The sequence below is a fragment of the Pseudoxanthomonas sp. genome, assembly GCF_035999195.1.
GTDB lineage: Bacteria > Pseudomonadota > Gammaproteobacteria > Xanthomonadales > Xanthomonadaceae > Pseudoxanthomonas_A.
The window spans coordinates 24,121-40,181 of sequence record NZ_DASYGY010000001.1 but is presented as its reverse complement, the minus strand read 5'-3'; the positions used below and the strand labels follow the sequence as shown (position 1 = coordinate 40,181).

The 16,061-nt window shown below is 69.1% G+C and carries 17 protein-coding genes; 9 read left to right on the top strand and 8 right to left on the bottom strand.

All coding sequences use genetic code 11. The features are described from left to right. Positions 1-17 precede the first annotated feature (17 nt). Together VGN58_RS00190 and VGN58_RS00185 are read right to left on the bottom strand one after the other, a co-directional pair. On the bottom strand, positions 18-287 hold the full coding sequence (locus tag VGN58_RS00190) for a BolA family protein (RefSeq protein WP_327480446.1): 270 nt from the start codon (positions 285-287) through the stop codon (positions 18-20). Then, positions 284-583: a YciI family protein gene (locus VGN58_RS00185; RefSeq protein ID WP_327480444.1), complete on the bottom strand. Its 300-nt coding sequence runs from the start codon at positions 581-583 to the stop codon at positions 284-286. The genes VGN58_RS00190 and VGN58_RS00185 overlap by 4 nt, the downstream gene beginning before the upstream one ends. A 376-nt stretch (positions 584-959) precedes the next feature. On the opposite strand from VGN58_RS00185, the gene VGN58_RS00180 reads away from it, so the two are divergent. The 6 genes from VGN58_RS00180 to VGN58_RS00155 all read left to right on the top strand — a co-directional run bounded on the left by VGN58_RS00180 (position 960) and on the right by VGN58_RS00155 (position 7,127). Continuing rightward, on the top strand, positions 960-1,865 hold the full coding sequence (locus tag VGN58_RS00180) for a ScpA family protein (protein WP_327480442.1): 906 nt from the start codon (positions 960-962) through the stop codon (positions 1,863-1,865). 46 nt (positions 1,866-1,911) lie between these two features. Continuing rightward, positions 1,912-2,754 carry an SMC-Scp complex subunit ScpB gene (gene scpB, locus VGN58_RS00175; protein ID WP_414710714.1) on the top strand — a complete coding sequence of 281 codons (843 nt, stop codon included), beginning with the start codon at positions 1,912-1,914 and terminating at the stop codon, positions 2,752-2,754. Next, complete coding sequence (locus VGN58_RS00170; RefSeq protein WP_327480440.1) at positions 2,751-4,409, top strand: pseudouridine synthase; 1,659 nt, start codon at positions 2,751-2,753, stop codon at positions 4,407-4,409. The genes scpB and VGN58_RS00170 overlap by 4 nt, the downstream gene beginning before the upstream one ends. Before the next feature lie 138 nt (positions 4,410-4,547). Continuing rightward, positions 4,548-5,660 carry an NAD(P)/FAD-dependent oxidoreductase gene (locus VGN58_RS00165; RefSeq protein ID WP_327480438.1) on the top strand — a complete coding sequence of 371 codons (1,113 nt, stop codon included), beginning with the start codon at positions 4,548-4,550 and terminating at the stop codon, positions 5,658-5,660. Between the two features lie 68 nt (positions 5,661-5,728). Then, complete coding sequence (locus VGN58_RS00160) at positions 5,729-6,508, top strand: ferredoxin--NADP reductase (protein WP_327480436.1); 780 nt, start codon at positions 5,729-5,731, stop codon at positions 6,506-6,508. 67 nt (positions 6,509-6,575) lie between these two features. Further along, complete coding sequence (locus VGN58_RS00155; protein WP_327480434.1) at positions 6,576-7,127, top strand: TlpA disulfide reductase family protein; 552 nt, start codon at positions 6,576-6,578, stop codon at positions 7,125-7,127. On the opposite strand, the gene VGN58_RS00150 is transcribed toward VGN58_RS00155, so the two are convergent. The 3 genes from VGN58_RS00150 to VGN58_RS00140 form a co-directional block, all read right to left on the bottom strand. Beyond that, entirely contained in the window at positions 7,106-7,507 is a 402-nt protein-coding gene (locus VGN58_RS00150; RefSeq protein ID WP_327480432.1) for a hypothetical protein, read from the bottom strand. The two genes, VGN58_RS00155 and VGN58_RS00150, sit on opposite strands and share 22 nt — an antisense overlap. 7 nt (positions 7,508-7,514) lie before the next feature. After that, positions 7,515-7,997, bottom strand: coding sequence for a glutathione peroxidase (locus tag VGN58_RS00145; RefSeq protein ID WP_327480430.1), 483 nt, complete (start codon positions 7,995-7,997; stop codon positions 7,515-7,517). 86 nt (positions 7,998-8,083) lie between these two features. Next, complete coding sequence (locus tag VGN58_RS00140; RefSeq protein WP_327480428.1) at positions 8,084-8,284, bottom strand: hypothetical protein; 201 nt, start codon at positions 8,282-8,284, stop codon at positions 8,084-8,086. A gap of 100 nt (positions 8,285-8,384) precedes the next feature. On the opposite strand from VGN58_RS00140, the gene VGN58_RS00135 reads away from it, so the two are divergent. Beyond that, positions 8,385-10,571: a M3 family metallopeptidase gene (locus VGN58_RS00135; protein WP_327480426.1), complete on the top strand. Its 2,187-nt coding sequence runs from the start codon at positions 8,385-8,387 to the stop codon at positions 10,569-10,571. Positions 10,572-10,790: 219 nt separating this feature from the next. Here the strand turns inward: VGN58_RS00135 and VGN58_RS00130 are convergent, their stop codons facing one another. Continuing rightward, on the bottom strand, positions 10,791-11,678 hold the full coding sequence (locus VGN58_RS00130) for a DnaJ C-terminal domain-containing protein (protein WP_327480424.1): 888 nt from the start codon (positions 11,676-11,678) through the stop codon (positions 10,791-10,793). A gap of 138 nt (positions 11,679-11,816) precedes the next feature. Further along, positions 11,817-12,260, bottom strand: coding sequence for an Hsp20/alpha crystallin family protein (locus VGN58_RS00125; RefSeq protein ID WP_327480422.1), 444 nt, complete (start codon positions 12,258-12,260; stop codon positions 11,817-11,819). Positions 12,261-12,408: 148 nt separating this feature from the next. Between VGN58_RS00125 and VGN58_RS00120 the strand changes: the two genes are divergently transcribed. Both VGN58_RS00120 and VGN58_RS00115 read left to right on the top strand, forming a co-directional pair. Continuing rightward, positions 12,409-12,888, top strand: coding sequence for a peroxiredoxin (locus VGN58_RS00120; protein WP_327480420.1), 480 nt, complete (start codon positions 12,409-12,411; stop codon positions 12,886-12,888). Positions 12,889-12,891: 3 nt separating this feature from the next. Continuing rightward, a complete protein-coding gene (locus VGN58_RS00115) occupies positions 12,892-13,638 on the top strand; it encodes a hypothetical protein (RefSeq protein WP_327480418.1) in 747 nt (248 codons plus the stop codon). Between the two features lie 3 nt (positions 13,639-13,641). Here the strand turns inward: VGN58_RS00115 and pbpC are convergent, their stop codons facing one another. Next, positions 13,642-15,993, bottom strand: coding sequence for a penicillin-binding protein 1C (gene pbpC / locus VGN58_RS00110; protein WP_327480416.1), 2,352 nt, complete (start codon positions 15,991-15,993; stop codon positions 13,642-13,644). Positions 15,994-16,061 lie beyond the last annotated feature (68 nt).

The following is a 16,061-nucleotide window of genomic DNA, read 5'->3' as shown; positions in this document are numbered from 1 at the left end:
TGCCAAAGACAATGACGTCAGCCGGCTTCGTCCGGTGTGCGGGCCTCGATGGCCAGGGCGTGGATGTCGGTCTGCATCATCTCGCCCAGCGCGGCATACACGGCCCGGTGACGGGCCAGCGGGGCCTTGCCGGCGAACGCGTCGCTGGTGATGCGGACGGTGAAATGTCCGCGCCCGTCGCGGGCGCCCTCGTGGCCGGCATGCTTGTGGCTGTCGTCGAGTACCTCCAACAACACCGGCTGCAGGGCAGCCTGCAACGCGTCGCGGATGCGTTCGACCCGGCTCACGGCAGGACCTTGCGGAAGGGCCGCACGTCGACGCGGGTGTAGACCCTGGCCGACATGTAGGGATCGGCATCGGCCCAGGCGCGGGCATCGTCCAGCGAATCGAATTCGGCGATCACGATGCTGCCGCTGAATCCGGCCGGGCCCGGGTCTTCGGCATCGATCGCCGGACACGGACCGGCCAGCAGCAGCCGGCCTTCGTCGCGCAGCGCGGTCAGCCGCGCCAGATGCTCCGCGCGCGCGGCGAGACGGCGGGCCAGCACGTCGGGGCCGTCATGGCCTTCAATGGCATACCACATGGTGTTCACTCCAAAGTCGAAGCCTGAATTGTACGGGCGCGGCCCCTTGCCGGCGCTGGACACGGTCGAAGTCAGGGCTTACCCTGTGCCTCATTGCACGGCCGGAAGCAGCGGCCCGTCCAGGGGAAGATCCGGCCACGCCGACCTACCTGCCCCATCGAGGGTCCACCGGGACGTTCGATTCGCTGCCCCCACCCGCCCGCGCCCGACGACCTCTCGCTGTCCGCCACCGCAGTCCTGCGGTGTGCTTTGCTGGTTGCTGTAAGGGAAGCGTTCGCCCTGCGACGCATGATGATGATGGTTGGTGCATTGCCGGTGCCGCGCCGTCCTGCCACGTGCAGGTCCGCAGGGTGACCCGCACGATGGCTGTTTCTTGATGAGCCCAGAACTCGCGTCCGACGCGAACCCACAAACCCCGACCAACCACCCGCAGCAGCAGGAAATGCCGCTGGCGGTGGTGCATGGCCAGCCGGTGCTGCAGATCCCGCAGGACCTCTACATCCCGCCGGACGCGCTGGAAGTCATCCTCGACGCCTTCGAGGGTCCGCTGGACCTGCTGCTGTACCTGATCCGCCGGCAGAACCTGGACATCCTGGACATCCCCGTCGCCGAGATCACCCGGCAGTACGTGGACTACATCAACGTGATGCAGGAGCTGCGGTTCGAACTGGCCGCCGAGTACCTGCTGATGGCCGCCATCCTGGCCGAGATCAAGTCGCGCATGCTGCTGCCGCGCCCGGTCACGGAGGAAGGCGAGGAAGGCGACCCGCGCGCCGAGCTGGTACGCCGCCTGCAGGAGTACGAACGCTTCAAGCAGGCCGCCGAGGATCTGGACGCCCTGCCCCGGCTGGACCGCGACACCACGCCGGCGCACGCCGACGTGCCGGACCGCGCCGCGGTGAAGCTGCCGCCGCCGGTGGAGCTGAAGGAGATGCTGCTGGCGCTGCACGACGTGCTCAAGCGCGCCGAGCTGTTCACCGGCCACGCGATCAAGCGCGAGGCGCTCAGCGTTCGCCAGCGGATGGGCGACGTGCTCACCCGGCTGGAGGACGGCAGGTTCCACCGCTTCGAGAGCATGTTCACCCCCGAGGAAGGCAAGCTCGGCGTGCTGGTGACCTTCCTGGCCATGCTGGAACTGGCCAAGGAGCAGTTGCTGGACATCGTGCAGGAAGCCCCGCTCGCCCCGATCTACATCAAGTCGCTGGCGCTGAACAACACCAACGAACCGCTGCAGTTCTCCAGCGAGTTCGACGACAGCGACGCCGCCAACGACAGCCCGTGACGCGGCCGGGCCGAACGCCCGCCGCCTTTCCGAACGACAGGACCGCATGGATCAATCGCTCATCAACCGCATCGTGGAGGCCGCCCTGCTGGCCGCCACCCAGCCGCTGACGCTGGCGCAGCTGCATGGCCTGTTCCCCGAGGACGAGCCGGCGCCGGAAGGCAGCGTCGAGGCCGCCCTGCAGCACCTGGCCGACGCCTGCGCCGACCGTGGCGTGGAACTGGTCGAAGTGGCGTCCGGCTACCGCTACCAGGTCAAGGCGGACGTGCACGCCTGGGTCGCGCGCCTGTGGACCGAGCGCAAGACCAAGTACACGCGCGCCACGCTGGAAACGCTGGCGCTGATCGCCTACCGCCAGCCGATCACCCGCGGCGAGATCGAACAGGTCCGCGGCGTGGCGGTCAGCAGCAACATCATCCAGGCGCTGGAAGAGCGCGAGTGGATCCGCGTGGTCGGCCATCGCGATGTGCCGGGCAAGCCGGCGCTGTTCGGCACGACCAAGGCCTTCCTCGACTACTTCGGCCTGAAGCGCCTGGACGAACTGCCGCCGCTGTCCGAACTGAAGGACATCGGCGAACTGGAACCGCAGCTGCCGCTGGACGGCGCCCCGCTGCCGGTCAGCATCGCCAGCGGCGACGCCGCCGATGCGGCTCAGGAAGGGAACGCGTCCGACAGAAGCACGCCTGACGAAAGCACGCCCGTCGCGGACGACGACGGCGACACGGACGACGAACAGCACGACACCACGGCATCGGACGATGCCGACGAAGACACCGCATCCGATGACGCCGGCAACGACGCCGGCGACCACGATGAACCTCAACCCAAAGATGACGACGCCGCTGCTTCCGACCAGGAAGACCGGGCACCGTCGGAGCAGAAACAATGAGCAACACCCCCCCGAAGAAGACCTCCCTGGGCAAGCTGTCGCTGAAGCGCGGCGAAAGCGCCGACGCACCGGAGACGAACCGCCTGGAAGAGCGCCTGCACAAGGTGCTGGCGCAGGCCGGCCTGGGCTCGCGCCGCGCGCTGGAACAACGCATCGCCGACGGCCTGGTCAAGGTCAACGGCGAAGTCGCGCAGACCGGCATGTCGGTCAAGGGCGGCGACCGCGTCGAGCTGGACGGCAAGACCTTCGTCGCCAGCGCACTGACCGAGCCCTCGCGCGTGCTGATCTACAACAAGCCGGAAGGCGAAGTCACCACCCGTGAAGATCCCGAAGGCCGTCCGACGATCTTCGAGGCGCTGCCGGCGCTGAAGGGCGCACGCTGGATCGCCATCGGCCGCCTGGACATCAACACCACCGGCCTGCTGGTGCTGACCACCGACGGCGAACTCGCCAACGCGATGATGCATCCCTCGTACGAAGTCGAGCGCGAGTACGTCGTGCGCGTGCGTGCGCCGGAAGGCCAGGAAAGCGTGCCGGACAACGTCGTCGACCGCCTGCGCCGCGGCGTGGCGCTGGACGACGGCCCGGCCAAGTTCGACGAGATCGAACGCATCGGCGGCACCGATTCGCACGACTGGTTCCGCGTCGTGGTCAAGGAAGGCCGCAACCGCGAAGTGCGCCGCCTGTGGGAATCGCAGGGTTGCCAGGTCAGCCGCCTCAAGCGCGTGCGCTACGGCAAGATCAGCCTGCCGCAGCCGCTGCTGCGTGGCCAGACGCAGGAACTGCCGGACGCACAGGTCGAAGCGCTGCGCAAGGACCTGGGCCTGGAGGTCGGCACGCCCGCCGCGCTGACGCTGCAGCCGGTGATCGGCCAGCGCAAGGCCGCCAAGTCCACGCTCCACGTGGGCGGCGGCCGCAGCGGCAACGCCTATGTCAACGGCCACCACGCGGCCGACGAAGGCCGCGAGCTGCGCCGCTTCGACCACGTGCGCGAAGACCGTGGCCGTGGCGGCCGCGGCAAGAAGCCGCACGGCGGCCTGACCGTCAGCGGCGAGCAGGCCGCGAAGCAGTCGCAGCGCCCGTTCAAGCAGCGCACGCCGAAGGGTCCGAAGCCGTTGCCGGAAGGCAATCCGGCCGCGTTCCGCAGCTGGTACGTGCCGGACGGCGTGGACACCGGCCCGGCCGGCCACCGCAACGCCGGTCCCGGCGGCCCGAAGAAGCCCTACGGCGGCAAGCCGGGCGGGCGTCCGGGCGCCGGCGGCAGGCCCGGTGGCGGCGCGGGCAAGCGTGGCCCGGGCGGCGGTCCGGGCGGGTTCGGCGGCGACCGCTTCGGCAACGAGCGGGGTCCCGGCGGCTTCGGTGCCGAGCGCGGGCCGCGTGGCGCACAGGGCGCCGGCAAGCCGCAGCGCGCGGCGCGTCCGTACGGGCATCCCGCCAGCGCACCCAGCTTCCCGTCCGACCATGCCAACCCCGGCTTCAATCCCTACGGCCAGCCACCGCGCGGTCCGCGTCCGCAGGGACGCCCCGGCGGTGGCGGCAACCGTCCGCAGCACGCGGGCCCGCGTCCGGGTGGCCGGCCGGCCGGCGGCCGCGGTCCCGGCGGTCGTCCCGGCGGCGGTGGTCAACGCGGCCCCCGTGGCGGCGGCAACGGTTGAGGCAACACGAAGAAGGCGCCCATGGGCGCCTTCTTCGTTTCCGGAGGTCGCGCCCGACGACTTCATCCCGACTTCATCGCCGCTCCCCGTGGCGGCTGCAGGCTGCCCGTCTCTTGAAGACGGAGCGCGTGCGCCACGATGCAGGATCCCCGTTATGACGTCATCGTCGTGGGCGCCGGTTTCGCCGGCCTCGCCTGCGCGCGCGAACTCGCCGTCCGTGGCCCGCGGGTCTGCGTGATCGACCGCAAGCAGGACCTCGGCGAGCGCATCCACACCACCGGCATCCTGGTGCAGGAAGCCTGCGATGCGCCGCTGCTGGCGGGGCTGCCGCCCTCATTGCTGCGCGCCGTGCCCCACGTCCGCGTCTATGCGCCGAACCTGCGCAGCGTGCGGCTGGGTGCGCACGGCTACCGCTTCCACACCACCGACACGCCCGCGCTGATGCGCTGGCTCGGCGAACAGGCGGAAGCGTGCGGCGTCGAAGTCCGGCGCGGTCTGGCCTTCCGCGACGCCACGCGCACGCCGACCGGATGGCAGGTCGACGGCGTGGGCCCTACGCGCGTGCTGGTCGGAGCGGACGGTGCGCGATCGCGGGTCGCACGCCGTCTCGGCCTGGGCCAGGTCACGCAATTCCTGTACGGCGTGGAATACGAGTTCGACGGCATGACGCTGCGCGAACCCGACGCCCTGCACTGCTTCCTCAGCAAGCGCTTCGCGCCCGGCTACCTGGGCTGGGTGGCGCAGACCCCGACCGGCGTGCAGGCCGGCCTGGCGCGACGCTACCGGGCCGGCGGCACGCCGGCGCCGGACATGGCGGGCTTCCTCGCGCATGTCGCTCCCATGACGGGACTGGATGCCGCGCGGCGGCCGGACAGCATCCGCGCCGGCCTGATCCCGTGCGGCGGTCCCGTGGCGCCGATGCGGGCCGATGGCGTGACCCTGGTCGGTGACGCCGCTGGCATGGTCTCTCCACTGACGGCGGGCGGCATCCATTCGGGCCTGCGCCATGGGGCCGCCGTCGGCCGCATGCTGGCCGCCCATCTGTCCGGCCGCGCGACGTCGAGCGTGCCACCCACGCCACCGGTGCCGGGCTTCGCCTTCAAGCGCCTGCTGCGCTGGGCGTTCGACCACGCTCAGTGGGACCTTCCGATCGATCTCCTGCTGACGGCACCCCCCATGCGGCGCATGGTCGAGCAACTGTGCTTCCACCAGCGGGGCGAACAGGTCCCCGATCCGGCCACTGCCGATTGAGCACGATCAAGGCCGCGCCCGGCCCGTCGGCTACAATGGCGCGTCGATTCAATCGCCCACACTCCCCCATGTCCTCTGCGTTCGGCACCGAGACGGTGCTCGACGTCCGTCACTGGACGGACGCCTATTTCAGCTTCACCACCACCCGCGACGACGGTTTCCGCTTCGAGAACGGCCAGTTCGTGATGATCGGGCTGGAGGTCGACGGCAAGCCGCTGCTGCGCGCCTATTCGATCGCCAGCGCCAACTGGGAAGAGCAGCTCGAGTTCTTCAGCATCAAGGTTCAGAACGGGCCGCTGACCTCGCGCCTGCAGCACATCAAGCCCGGCGATACCGTGCTGATCGGGCGCAAGCCCACCGGCACGCTGCTGATCAGCGACCTGCATCCCGGCCGCAACCTGTACCTGCTGGGCACCGGCACCGGCCTGGCGCCGTGGCTGTCGATCATCAAGGACCCGGACACGTACGAGCGCTTCGACAAGGTCGTCCTGACCCACGGCGTGCGCCATGCCGAAGACCTGGCCTACCGCGACTACTTCGAGAAGGAACTGCCGCAGCACGAGTTCCTCGGCGAGACCATCCGCGAGAAGCTGCTGTACTACCCGGCCGTCACCCGCGAGGACTTCGTCCACCAGGGCCGCCTGACCGACCTGATGGCCAGCGGCGTCATGATGGACAGCCTGGGCATCGAACCGCTGGATGCGGCGCACGACCGCGCGATGATCTGCGGCAGCCCGCAAATGCTGGCCGACTTCCGCGCCCTGCTCGACGGCCGCGGCTTCACCGCCGCCCCGCGCATCGGCACGGCCGGCCAGTACGTGTTCGAGCGCGCCTTCGTCGAGAAGTAATGCGCGCTCGCCCCAGGGCCGCGACGGGTGCTAGGCTGCGCCCACGACGTCCTGGGGAGGACACGCCGTGATCCGGAATCTGCTGCTGGCCGCACTGCTGGCCCTGAGCCCATGCGCGTATGCGGGCGACGCCGTCGAGCAACCCGGCATCGGCGACGTGCCTCCGCCCATCGCCATGAAGGACCGCAAGGGCGATCCGGTCGACCTCGATGCCCTCAAGGGCAAGGTGGTCGTGGTGACGTTCTGGGCTTCATGGTGCGGACCCTGCCGGCGCGAGCTGCCGATGCTCGGCCATGTGCAGAAGCTGGTCGGACGCGACTATCTGGAAGTCATCGCCATCAACATGAAGGAGCCGCGCAGCGATTACCTGAGCGTGCTGCGGGCCAACAAGGACCTGGACCTGACCTTCGTCCACGACGTGCGGGGTGTGGTCACCGACCGCTACGGCGTCACCGCGCTGCCCAACATGTTCATCATCGGCCAGGACGGCCGCATCGTGCGGACGCACCGCGGGTATTCCGAGGAAGTACTGGAATCCTTCGCCCGCGAGCTGATGGCGCTGCTGCCGGAAGAGGCGCTGCAGAAGCGCCAGTCCGCTCAGCCGCCGCGCTCGCCGTAGCGCAGCCAGCGCACCGCGTCGGCCTCGGTCGCGAACACCCGCGCATCGAAGCCATGCTCGTTCGCCAGCAGGCCGGCCCACTCCACTTGCGGAATCTGGTCGGCGTCGCGCTCGACGTAGGCGATGCGCACGGCCTCCATGCCCTGCCCCCGCATGGCCTGCACGAACTGCAGCAACTGCTCCGGCGGCGGTGGCAGGCCGTCCATGTCGTCCACCACCAGCAGGGCGCGCGGTGCGTGCTGCCGCACCGCGTCGGCGATGGCGCGCCAATAAGCGAGCGTCGTTTCCAGCGTACCGTTGGTGCCGGTCACCCACGCGCGCAGCCCGTAGTCGGTGCTGCCGAACTCGATGTGGAACGCGCGTGCATCGGCCCCGCTCATGGCGTGCTCAGCCCAGCGCGGCGCGGATGTCGCCCGCCAGCGACTCGGGCGTGTCGGTGGGTGCGTAGCGCTTGATCACCTTGCCGTCGCGGCCGACGAGGAACTTGCTGAAATTCCATTTGATCGCGCCGATGCCGAGCAGCCCGCTTTTCTCCTGCTTCAGCCACGCCCACAGCGGATGCGCATCGCTGCCGTTGACGTCGACCTTGGCGAACATCGGGAAGGTCACGTCGTAATTGAGCGAACAAAAATTGCGGATCTCCGCCTCGTCGCCCGGCTCCTGGTGGCCGAACTGGTCGCACGGGAAGCCCAGCACCACCAATCCCTGCGGACCATACTCGCGCCACAGCGCCTCCAGCCCGGTGTACTGCGGCGTGAACCCGCACTTGGACGCGACGTTGACGATCAGCAGGACCTTGCCCTGGTACTCGGACAACGAACGCTCGCGACCATCGAGGTCCTGGGCGGAGAAATCGTAGGCGGTGGTCATGGCGGGCTCCGGGAAAGGCGCTATCAGACACCTCCGGCGCGGATGGGGCAAGCGACTGCGCGACTCAGGCGCCCGTGGGAGCGACGTCAGTCGCGATAAAGGCGTCCTGATCTCTCATCGCGACTGACGTCGCCCTCACATCCAATCCCCAGCGCGCCGTGGATCGATGCCGGCGGGTGCGCGCTGCCGCCCTTGATGACCCGTGCCAGCGCGCCGAACTGCCGCAGCGCAGGACCGAAGGCGACCACCGGCTTCACTAGTTTCTCCGGCAGGGCCGCATAGGCCATTCCACTGCGACGGGCGGCCGCCCATGCCTTTCGTCATGGGTCCGGCCTTTCCCCCTTGGGTTACCCTTGGGAATCCACCTTTGTAAGGACGTAGCGCTCCATGACCACCCGCCTCGCCATCGCGCTTGCCGCGACCCTCGGACTCGCCATGCCCGCCTACAGCCAGGCCGCCACGCCGGCCACCCAGACCGCCCAGGCGGCCAACCCCTTCTTCGCCGAGAGCCCGCTGCCGCTGCACTATCCGCAGTTCGACAAGATCAAGGACAGCGATTTCGCCCCCGCCTTCGATGCCGGCATGGCCGAGCAGCTGAAGGAAATCGACGCGATCGCCAACAATCCGGCCGCGCCGACCTTCGACAACACCATCATCGCGCTGGAGAAGTCTGGCCAGGTGCTGGACCGCGCCACCACGGTGTTCTTCAACCTGGTGGGCACCGACACCAACGACGCGCGCAACAAGCTGCGTGCAGACTACTCCGCCAAGTTCGCCGCGCACGGCGATGCGATCAGCCTGAATCCCAAGATGTTCGCCCGCATCAAGGCGCTCTACGACCAGCGCAACGCGCTGGGCCTGGACGCGCAGGGCGTGCGCCTGATCGAGCGCTACCACACCAGCTTCGTCCGCTCCGGCGCCAACCTCAACGACGCGGACAAGGCCAGGCTGAAGGCGATGAACGCCGAGCTCGCCTCGCTGGGCACGCAGTTCAGCGATTTCGTGCTGAAGGAAGTCAACGCCTCGGCCATCGTGGTCGACGACGTCAAGCAGCTCGACGGCCTGACCGAAGGCCAGATCGCCACCGCCGCCGAAGCGGCCAAGAAGCGCGGCCTGGAAGGCAAGTACGTGCTGACCCTGCTCAACACCACCGGCCAGCCGCCCGAGTCCCAGCTGACCAACCGCGCCCTGCGCCAGCGCCTGCACGAGGCATCGGTCAAGCGCGGCAGCCGTGGCGGCGAGTTCGACACCACCGCGCTGGTCTCGCGCATCATGAAGCTGCGCGCCGACCGCGCGAAGCTGCTGGGCTACCCGAACCACGCCGCCTACGGCCTGGAAGACCAGACCGCGCGCACGCCGGAAGCCGTCAACGCGATGCTGGGCAAGCTGGCCCCGGCAGCCGTGGCCAACGCCAAGCGCGAAGCGGCCGACCTGCAGGCGATGATCGACCAGGAGCAGAAGGCCAAGGGCGAACCCACGTTCAAGCTGGAGCCGTGGGACTGGGCGTTCTACACGGAGAAGGTCCGCGCCGCGAAGTACGACTTCGACGAGTCGCAGCTCAAGCCGTACTTCGAGATGAAGAACGTGCTGGAGAACGGCGTGTTCTTCGCCGCCACCCAGCTGTACGGCCTGACGTTCAAGGAACGCACCGACCTGCCGAAGTACCACGCCGACACCTGGACCTACGACGTGTTCAACGCCGACGGGTCGCAGCTGGCGATCTTCATCTTCGACCCGTATGCGCGCGACTCCAAGCGCGGCGGTGCGTGGATGAACTCGTACGTCTCGCAGTCCGGCCTGAGCGGCGACAAGCCGGTGGTCGCCAACCACCTGAACGTGCCGAAGCCGCCGGCCGGCGAGCCCACGCTGATGACCTGGGACGAAGTGACCACCACGTTCCACGAGTTCGGCCATGCGCTGCACGGCATGTTCTCCGACGTGAAGTATCCGTACTTCAGCGGCACCAGCGTGCCGCGCGACTTCGTGGAGTATCCGTCGCAGGTCAACGAGATGTGGGCCGACTGGCCGTCGATCCTGGCCAACTACGCCAAGCACTACAAGACCGGCGAAGCGATGCCGCAGGCGCTGCTGGACAAGGTGATCGCCGCGTCCAAGTTCAACCAGGGCTTCGCGACGACCGAGTACCTGGGCGCCGCGATGCTCGACCAGCGCTGGCACCAGATCACCGCCGACCAGGTGCCCGACGCCGACGGCGTGATGAAGTTCGAGGCCGCCGCGCTGGCCGCCGACGGCATCGACTACGCGCCGGTGCCGCCGCGCTACAAGACGCCTTACTTCAGCCACATCATGGGCGGCTATTCGGCCGGTTACTACGCCTACATCTGGTCCGAAGTGCTGGATGCCAACAGCGTGGAATGGTTCAAGAGCAACGGCGGCCTGACCCGCGCCAACGGCGACCACTTCCGCAAGACGCTGCTGTCGCAGGGCGGCAGCCAGGATGCGATGAAGCTGTTCCGCGACTTCGCCGGGCACGATCCGAAGATCGAGCCGCTGCTGGAGAAGCGTGGCCTGACCGCGCCGGAAAACACGGCGGCGAGCAAGCCGGTCAAGTAAGCGCCGGACGCATCCGGGCCGTTCCCGTCACGCCACCTTCGGGTGGCGTGATGGTTTCCGGAAACCGGAAAGCGGTGGTGGAGCGCCGGTTTTCCACAGGGCATGTGGATGACGCGTGCATCAATCTGTGGATAACCGCGTGCCCGCCTTGGGCCACGGACCTGTCAAGATCGGTGGCGAAATTTTCGCCAGGATCCGCCCCTCAGGCCGGCAGGCGCCTCACGCCTGGCCGAAGGCCTTGGCAAGCCTGGCGTAGGCCTTGCGCTGCTCGTCGGTCTCCGCGCGCGGCGCGCTGATTTCCAGTTCCACGATCTGGTCGCCCGGCGGCGTGCCGGGAAGGCCGCGCCCCCGCAGCCGCAGTTTGCGGCCGGTGTCGGAATCGGCCGGAATCTTCAGCTCGACCTCGCCCCCCAACGTCGGCACGCTGACGGTCGCGCCCAGCGCAGCCTGCCACGGCGTCAGCGCGAGCACATGGATGATGTTGCGGCCGTCGACCTCGAACTGCGGATGCGGTGCGTACTCGACTTCCAGCAACAGGTTGCCACCCTGGGTGCCCTGGCCGGTCAACCGGATCACCTGCCCGGGTTTGACGCCTTTCGGCACCTTCACGTCCAACTGCCTGTCGTTGACGTTCACGCGCACGCTGCCGCCGTCATGCACCGCCTGCAGCGGTACGGCGAGCTTGGCGCGCGAGTCGCGCGTCGGCTGCGGACCCCGCGGCCCGCCCTGATCCGCGCGCGCGCGCCGGCCGAACAGCCCTTCGAAGAAGTCGCTGAAGCCGCCGCCTCCGCCACCGGCACCACCGAAGATCTCCTCGAAGTCGAACTCCTGCGCGCCGGCGCCGCCGCGCCCAAAATCCGGCGGCGGCCGGAACTCCTCGCCCGGCCGGTAGCCGCGTGCACGCAACTGGTCGTAGGCCGCGCGCCTCTGCGGGTCGCGCAGCGCCTCGTAGGCCTCGTTGACCGCCTTGAACTGGTCCTCGGCGCCGGCCTCCTTGCTGACATCGGGATGGTACTTGCGGGCCAGCCGGCGGTAGGCCGTCTTGATCTCGGCATCGCCGGCGGAGGGCTCCACGCCCAGCACCGCGTAATAGTCCTTGAACTGCATGGAATCTCCGCAGGATCACGCGGATGCGCGCAGACGCACGACATCCGGAAAAAGAACGGCCCGCGACGCGGGCGCCACGGGCCGATTCTATCGCTACGCCCGTGGCCCCGCCGTGGAGCCACGGCGGGGACGCGCGGGTCACTGCACCTGGATGCGGCGCGGCGTGGTTTCCGGCTTCTTCGGAATGTCGATCTGCAGCACGCCGTGCCGGCCGCTGGCGGTGATGCCGTCGGGGTTGGCGCTGTCCGGCAGCGAGAAACGGCGGTAGAACGTGCCGTAGACGCGCTCGACGCGGGAGAAGCGCGTGCCGTCCTCCTTCTTCTCCGCGACGCGCTCGCCGCGAAGGGTCAGGATGCCCTTGTCCATGTGGATCTCGATGTCCTTGGGATCCACGCCGGGGATGTCGGCCAGGATCACGAAACGGTCCGCGTCTTCGCGGATGTCCACGCGCGGGGCCCACTGGCTGGTCACCACGTTGGACTGGTCGGCGTCGGCTTCGCCCAGGAAGCGGTCGAAGACCTGCTTGATCTCGTCCTGCAGGCCGCGGGCGTTGCCCCAGGGGTTGTACTGCACGATGCTCATGTCGGTGTCTCCTCGGGAAGTGGCGCCGGGCAGCCGGTCGCCGATGCCCGGGAAAATAGGCGCGCGCCCCGGCCTTTCAAGCCCGTCACGGCGGCATGACCCGTGCGCGCTACACTGCATTCAGTTTCCATCCACACAAGGCAATCCCATGAGCATCCAGGTTGGCGAGCGCATCCCCGAAGTGACCCTCAAGCGCATCCGCGAAGGCGTGGAAACGGTGGACACCACCACCCTGTTCGACGGCCGCAAGGCGGTGCTGTTCGCGGTACCGGGCGCATTCACTCCGACCTGCTCGGAGAAGCACCTGCCCAGCTACGTGCAGCATTTCGACGACTTCCGCAGCCGCGGCATCGAGGTCTTCTGTGTCTCGGTCAACGACCCGTTCGTGATGCAGGCCTGGGGCAAGACCCAGCACGTGCCGGACGGCCTGCAGATGCTGGCCGACGGCAATGCCGACCTGGCCAAGGCGCTGGGCCTGGAGATGGACGCCAGCGCCTACGGCATGGGCATCCGCGCCAAGCGTTTCGCCCTGTACGCCGAGGACGGCGTGGTGAAGCACGTGTTCGTGGAAGCCCCGGGCGAGTACAAGGTATCCGGCGCGGAGCACATGCTGGAACAGTTGGGCTGACGCATGCGGCGTCGTGACGGATCGCACGACGCGTCGAGATCCCTGGTCGCGGCACGGGTCAGCGTGCCGCGGCTGCAGATGAGCCTGCTGGTGCTGCTGACCGCCGCTACCGGCTTCCTCGCCTCGGTGGTGCTGTCGGCGGTCGGCATGGAAGCACTCTGGCTGCGTTATCCGGTGTGTGTCCTGATCGCCTACGGCGCATTCCTCGGCCTGGTCTGGATCTGGCGCCGCCATCGCGAATGGGATCTGGGCGTGCCCGATGGCGACGATGCGTCGTCGACACCCACCCCCGCGAAGGGCGATTGGCAGGGTATGGGCGGCGGTTCCGGCGGCAGTGGCGCCAGCGCGTCCTTCGATGCCCCGGCAACGCCCGCGTCCTTCGCCGCACTCGATCCGACGCCGCCGTCGGTCGAACTGCCGTCGCTGGGCGACACTTTCGAGGCCGCCGAGTCCCTGCCCGTCATCCTGGTGATGGTGGTGCTGGGCGGCGCATTGGTCGCGGTGTGCTGGGTGATCTGGATCGCCCCCGCGCTGCTGGCGGAACTCGCGCTGGACGCGGCCCTGTCGGCCGGTCTCTACCGGCGCCTGAAACGTCCGGCTGGCGACGCCGACTGGCTCTCGACCACGCTGCGGCACACGGTCAAGCCGTTCCTCGTCGCGACGTTGTCCCTGCTGTTGGCCGGCGCACTGATGAACCTGCTGGTGCCGGGCGCCACGTCGCTGAGCGCATTCCTCGCCCACTACCGCTGATCGTCAGCGCAATACCTTGAACCTCACCCGCGCCCACGCGCCGCTGTCGGCGAGCGCGGTGAGCTGGTGTTCGCCGATCTCCATGAAGTCCTGCTGGAACGTCTGCGGGCCGCGCGTCTCGGCGATCCAGCGACCGTCCAGCAACCATTGAACGCGCATGTCGGTGCCGAGTGCGCGCAACTGCAGGCGAACGCCGTGTTCGCTACCGGGCGCGCGGGCCAGGGTGGCGAGATCGTTGAGCCCGTCGATGCGCAATTCCTCGGCCGCATCGCGACCATCGGGCTGGCAGTCCGGGGAGAGGGGCGGCAGGCGCGATGCCGCGCGTTCGCGCGCAGGCAACCATGGAGACGCCAACGCCGGCCAGCGCGCGATCTCGGTACTGCGGGCCTCGTGCGGACGGGTGCAATCGCCGGAGAGTCGAAGACCGGTGCCTGCATCGACCTCGAACCGCTCGCGTCCGGCGCTCCACAGGCGCGCATCGCGTTCGGCGAACGTCGGCGGCACGTTGCCGCCCAGGATCCAGGCATCGCGCTTTCGCTGGCACAGTGCGGGCGACTCCGCTTCGGCCAGCGTGCCCAGCGGCCAACAGATCGCCTGTTCGAGCACGCCGGCCGGCGGCGGCACCGGACCGGCGTCACCGGGTGAACGCGGCAGGCTGTCGATCACCTCGAACATCAGCGGCAGCGCGGTGACCGCACCGTACTGGCCGGGCAGCGGTGTGCCGTCCGGACGACCCACCCATACGCCGACCGTGTAACGGCGCGTGCTGCCGAGCGCCCACGCGTCGCGGAAGCCGTAGCTGGTGCCGGTCTTCCAGGCCACGCGCGGACGGTTGCCGGTATCCAGCACACCGCTGCCGTAGCCGGGCCGCGGGTGCGCCTCCAGCACCTCGCGGATGATCCATGCCGCACCGGGCGACAACAGGCGACGGTCCGAAGCCGGATCCTGCGTGGTGTAGCGCACGCGGCCCGACAATCCGCCGCGGTTCAGACCCGCGTACGCACCCACCAGATCCTCCAGGCGCGCGCCGGTGCCGCCGAGGATCAGCGACAGGTTCGGTTGCGCGCCGCGCGGGTAGCGCAGCACCAGGCCGTTGTTCGCCAGGCGTGCGGAAAAACGCGACGGGCCGACGCGATCCAGCAGGTCCACCGCCGGCACGTTGAGCGACAGGCGCAGCGCGTCGGCGGCGCTGACCGGGCCATTGAAGGCGGCGTCGAAGTTGCCGGGACGGTAACCGCCGAACGACTGCGGCGCGTCCACCAGCAGGCTCTCGGAATGGATCAGTCCGTCGTCCAGCGCCAGCCCGTACAGGAACGGCTTCAGCGTCGATCCCGGCGACCGCCAGGCCTGCACCATGTCGACGTGACCGAGCCGCTCGCGATCGCCGAACGCCACCGACCCGACATAGGCGCGCGCTTCCATCGTGGCGTTGTCGACCACCAGCAGCGCGGCGGACGTACGCGCAGGCAGTGCGGAGAAGTAGCCCTGCACGCGTTCTTCCAGCGTGCGCTGCAGGCCGGCGTCGATCGTGGACGTGATGCGCGAGGCGCGCGGCTGCTTCTGGCGCAGGCGTTCGGCCAACAGCGCCGCGCTCATCGGCGCCTGCAGGCTGCGGGCGACCACGGGTTCGATGCGCGCATCCTCGACCTCGGCCTTCGACCAGACACCGAGATCGGCCATGCGCTGCAGCACCTTGTCGCGTGCGACACGGGCGGCGTCGGGGTGGCGATCCGGGCGCAACCGGCTGGGCGATTGCGGCAAGACGGCGAGCAGCGCGGCCTCGGCATGCGACAACCGCGACGCCGGCTTGCCGAGATACGCCCAACTGGCCGCGTCCACGCCTTCGATGGTGCCGCCGAACGGCGCGCGCTCCAGGTAGAGCGTGAGGATCTCGCGCTTGGACAGGTGCGCTTCCAGTTGCACCGCCCGCAGCATCTGCTTGGCCTTGCCCCACGGCGTGCGCGAGTGGCGGTCCAGCATGCGCGCGACCTGCATGGTCAACGTGGAGCCACCCGAGACTACGCGCCCATGCTGCGCGAACTGGCCGGCCGCACGCACCAGTGCCCACGGATTGACGCCGGGATGTTTCCAGAACCAGCGGTCTTCGTAGTTCAGCAGCGCCTGGAGGTAGAGCGGCGATACGGTGTCCGGCGTGGCGGGATAGCGCCACACGCCATCGCGGTCGGCGAAGGCGCGCAGCGGCGTGCCGTCGCGCGCGACGACCAGCGTGCTGGTGTCGCGGGTCTTCGGCAGCGGGGGCGGACATACGAAGTCCAGGATCAGCAACGCCACGAGCACGACGACGGTGGCCCAGCGCAGCCAGGTCAACAGTGCGGAGAAACGTCGCGTTTGCATGAAGGATTGCGGCACTGCATGTGGCGGTGGGAGCGACGCGAGTCGCGATGAGGCGTTACCGGCAATCC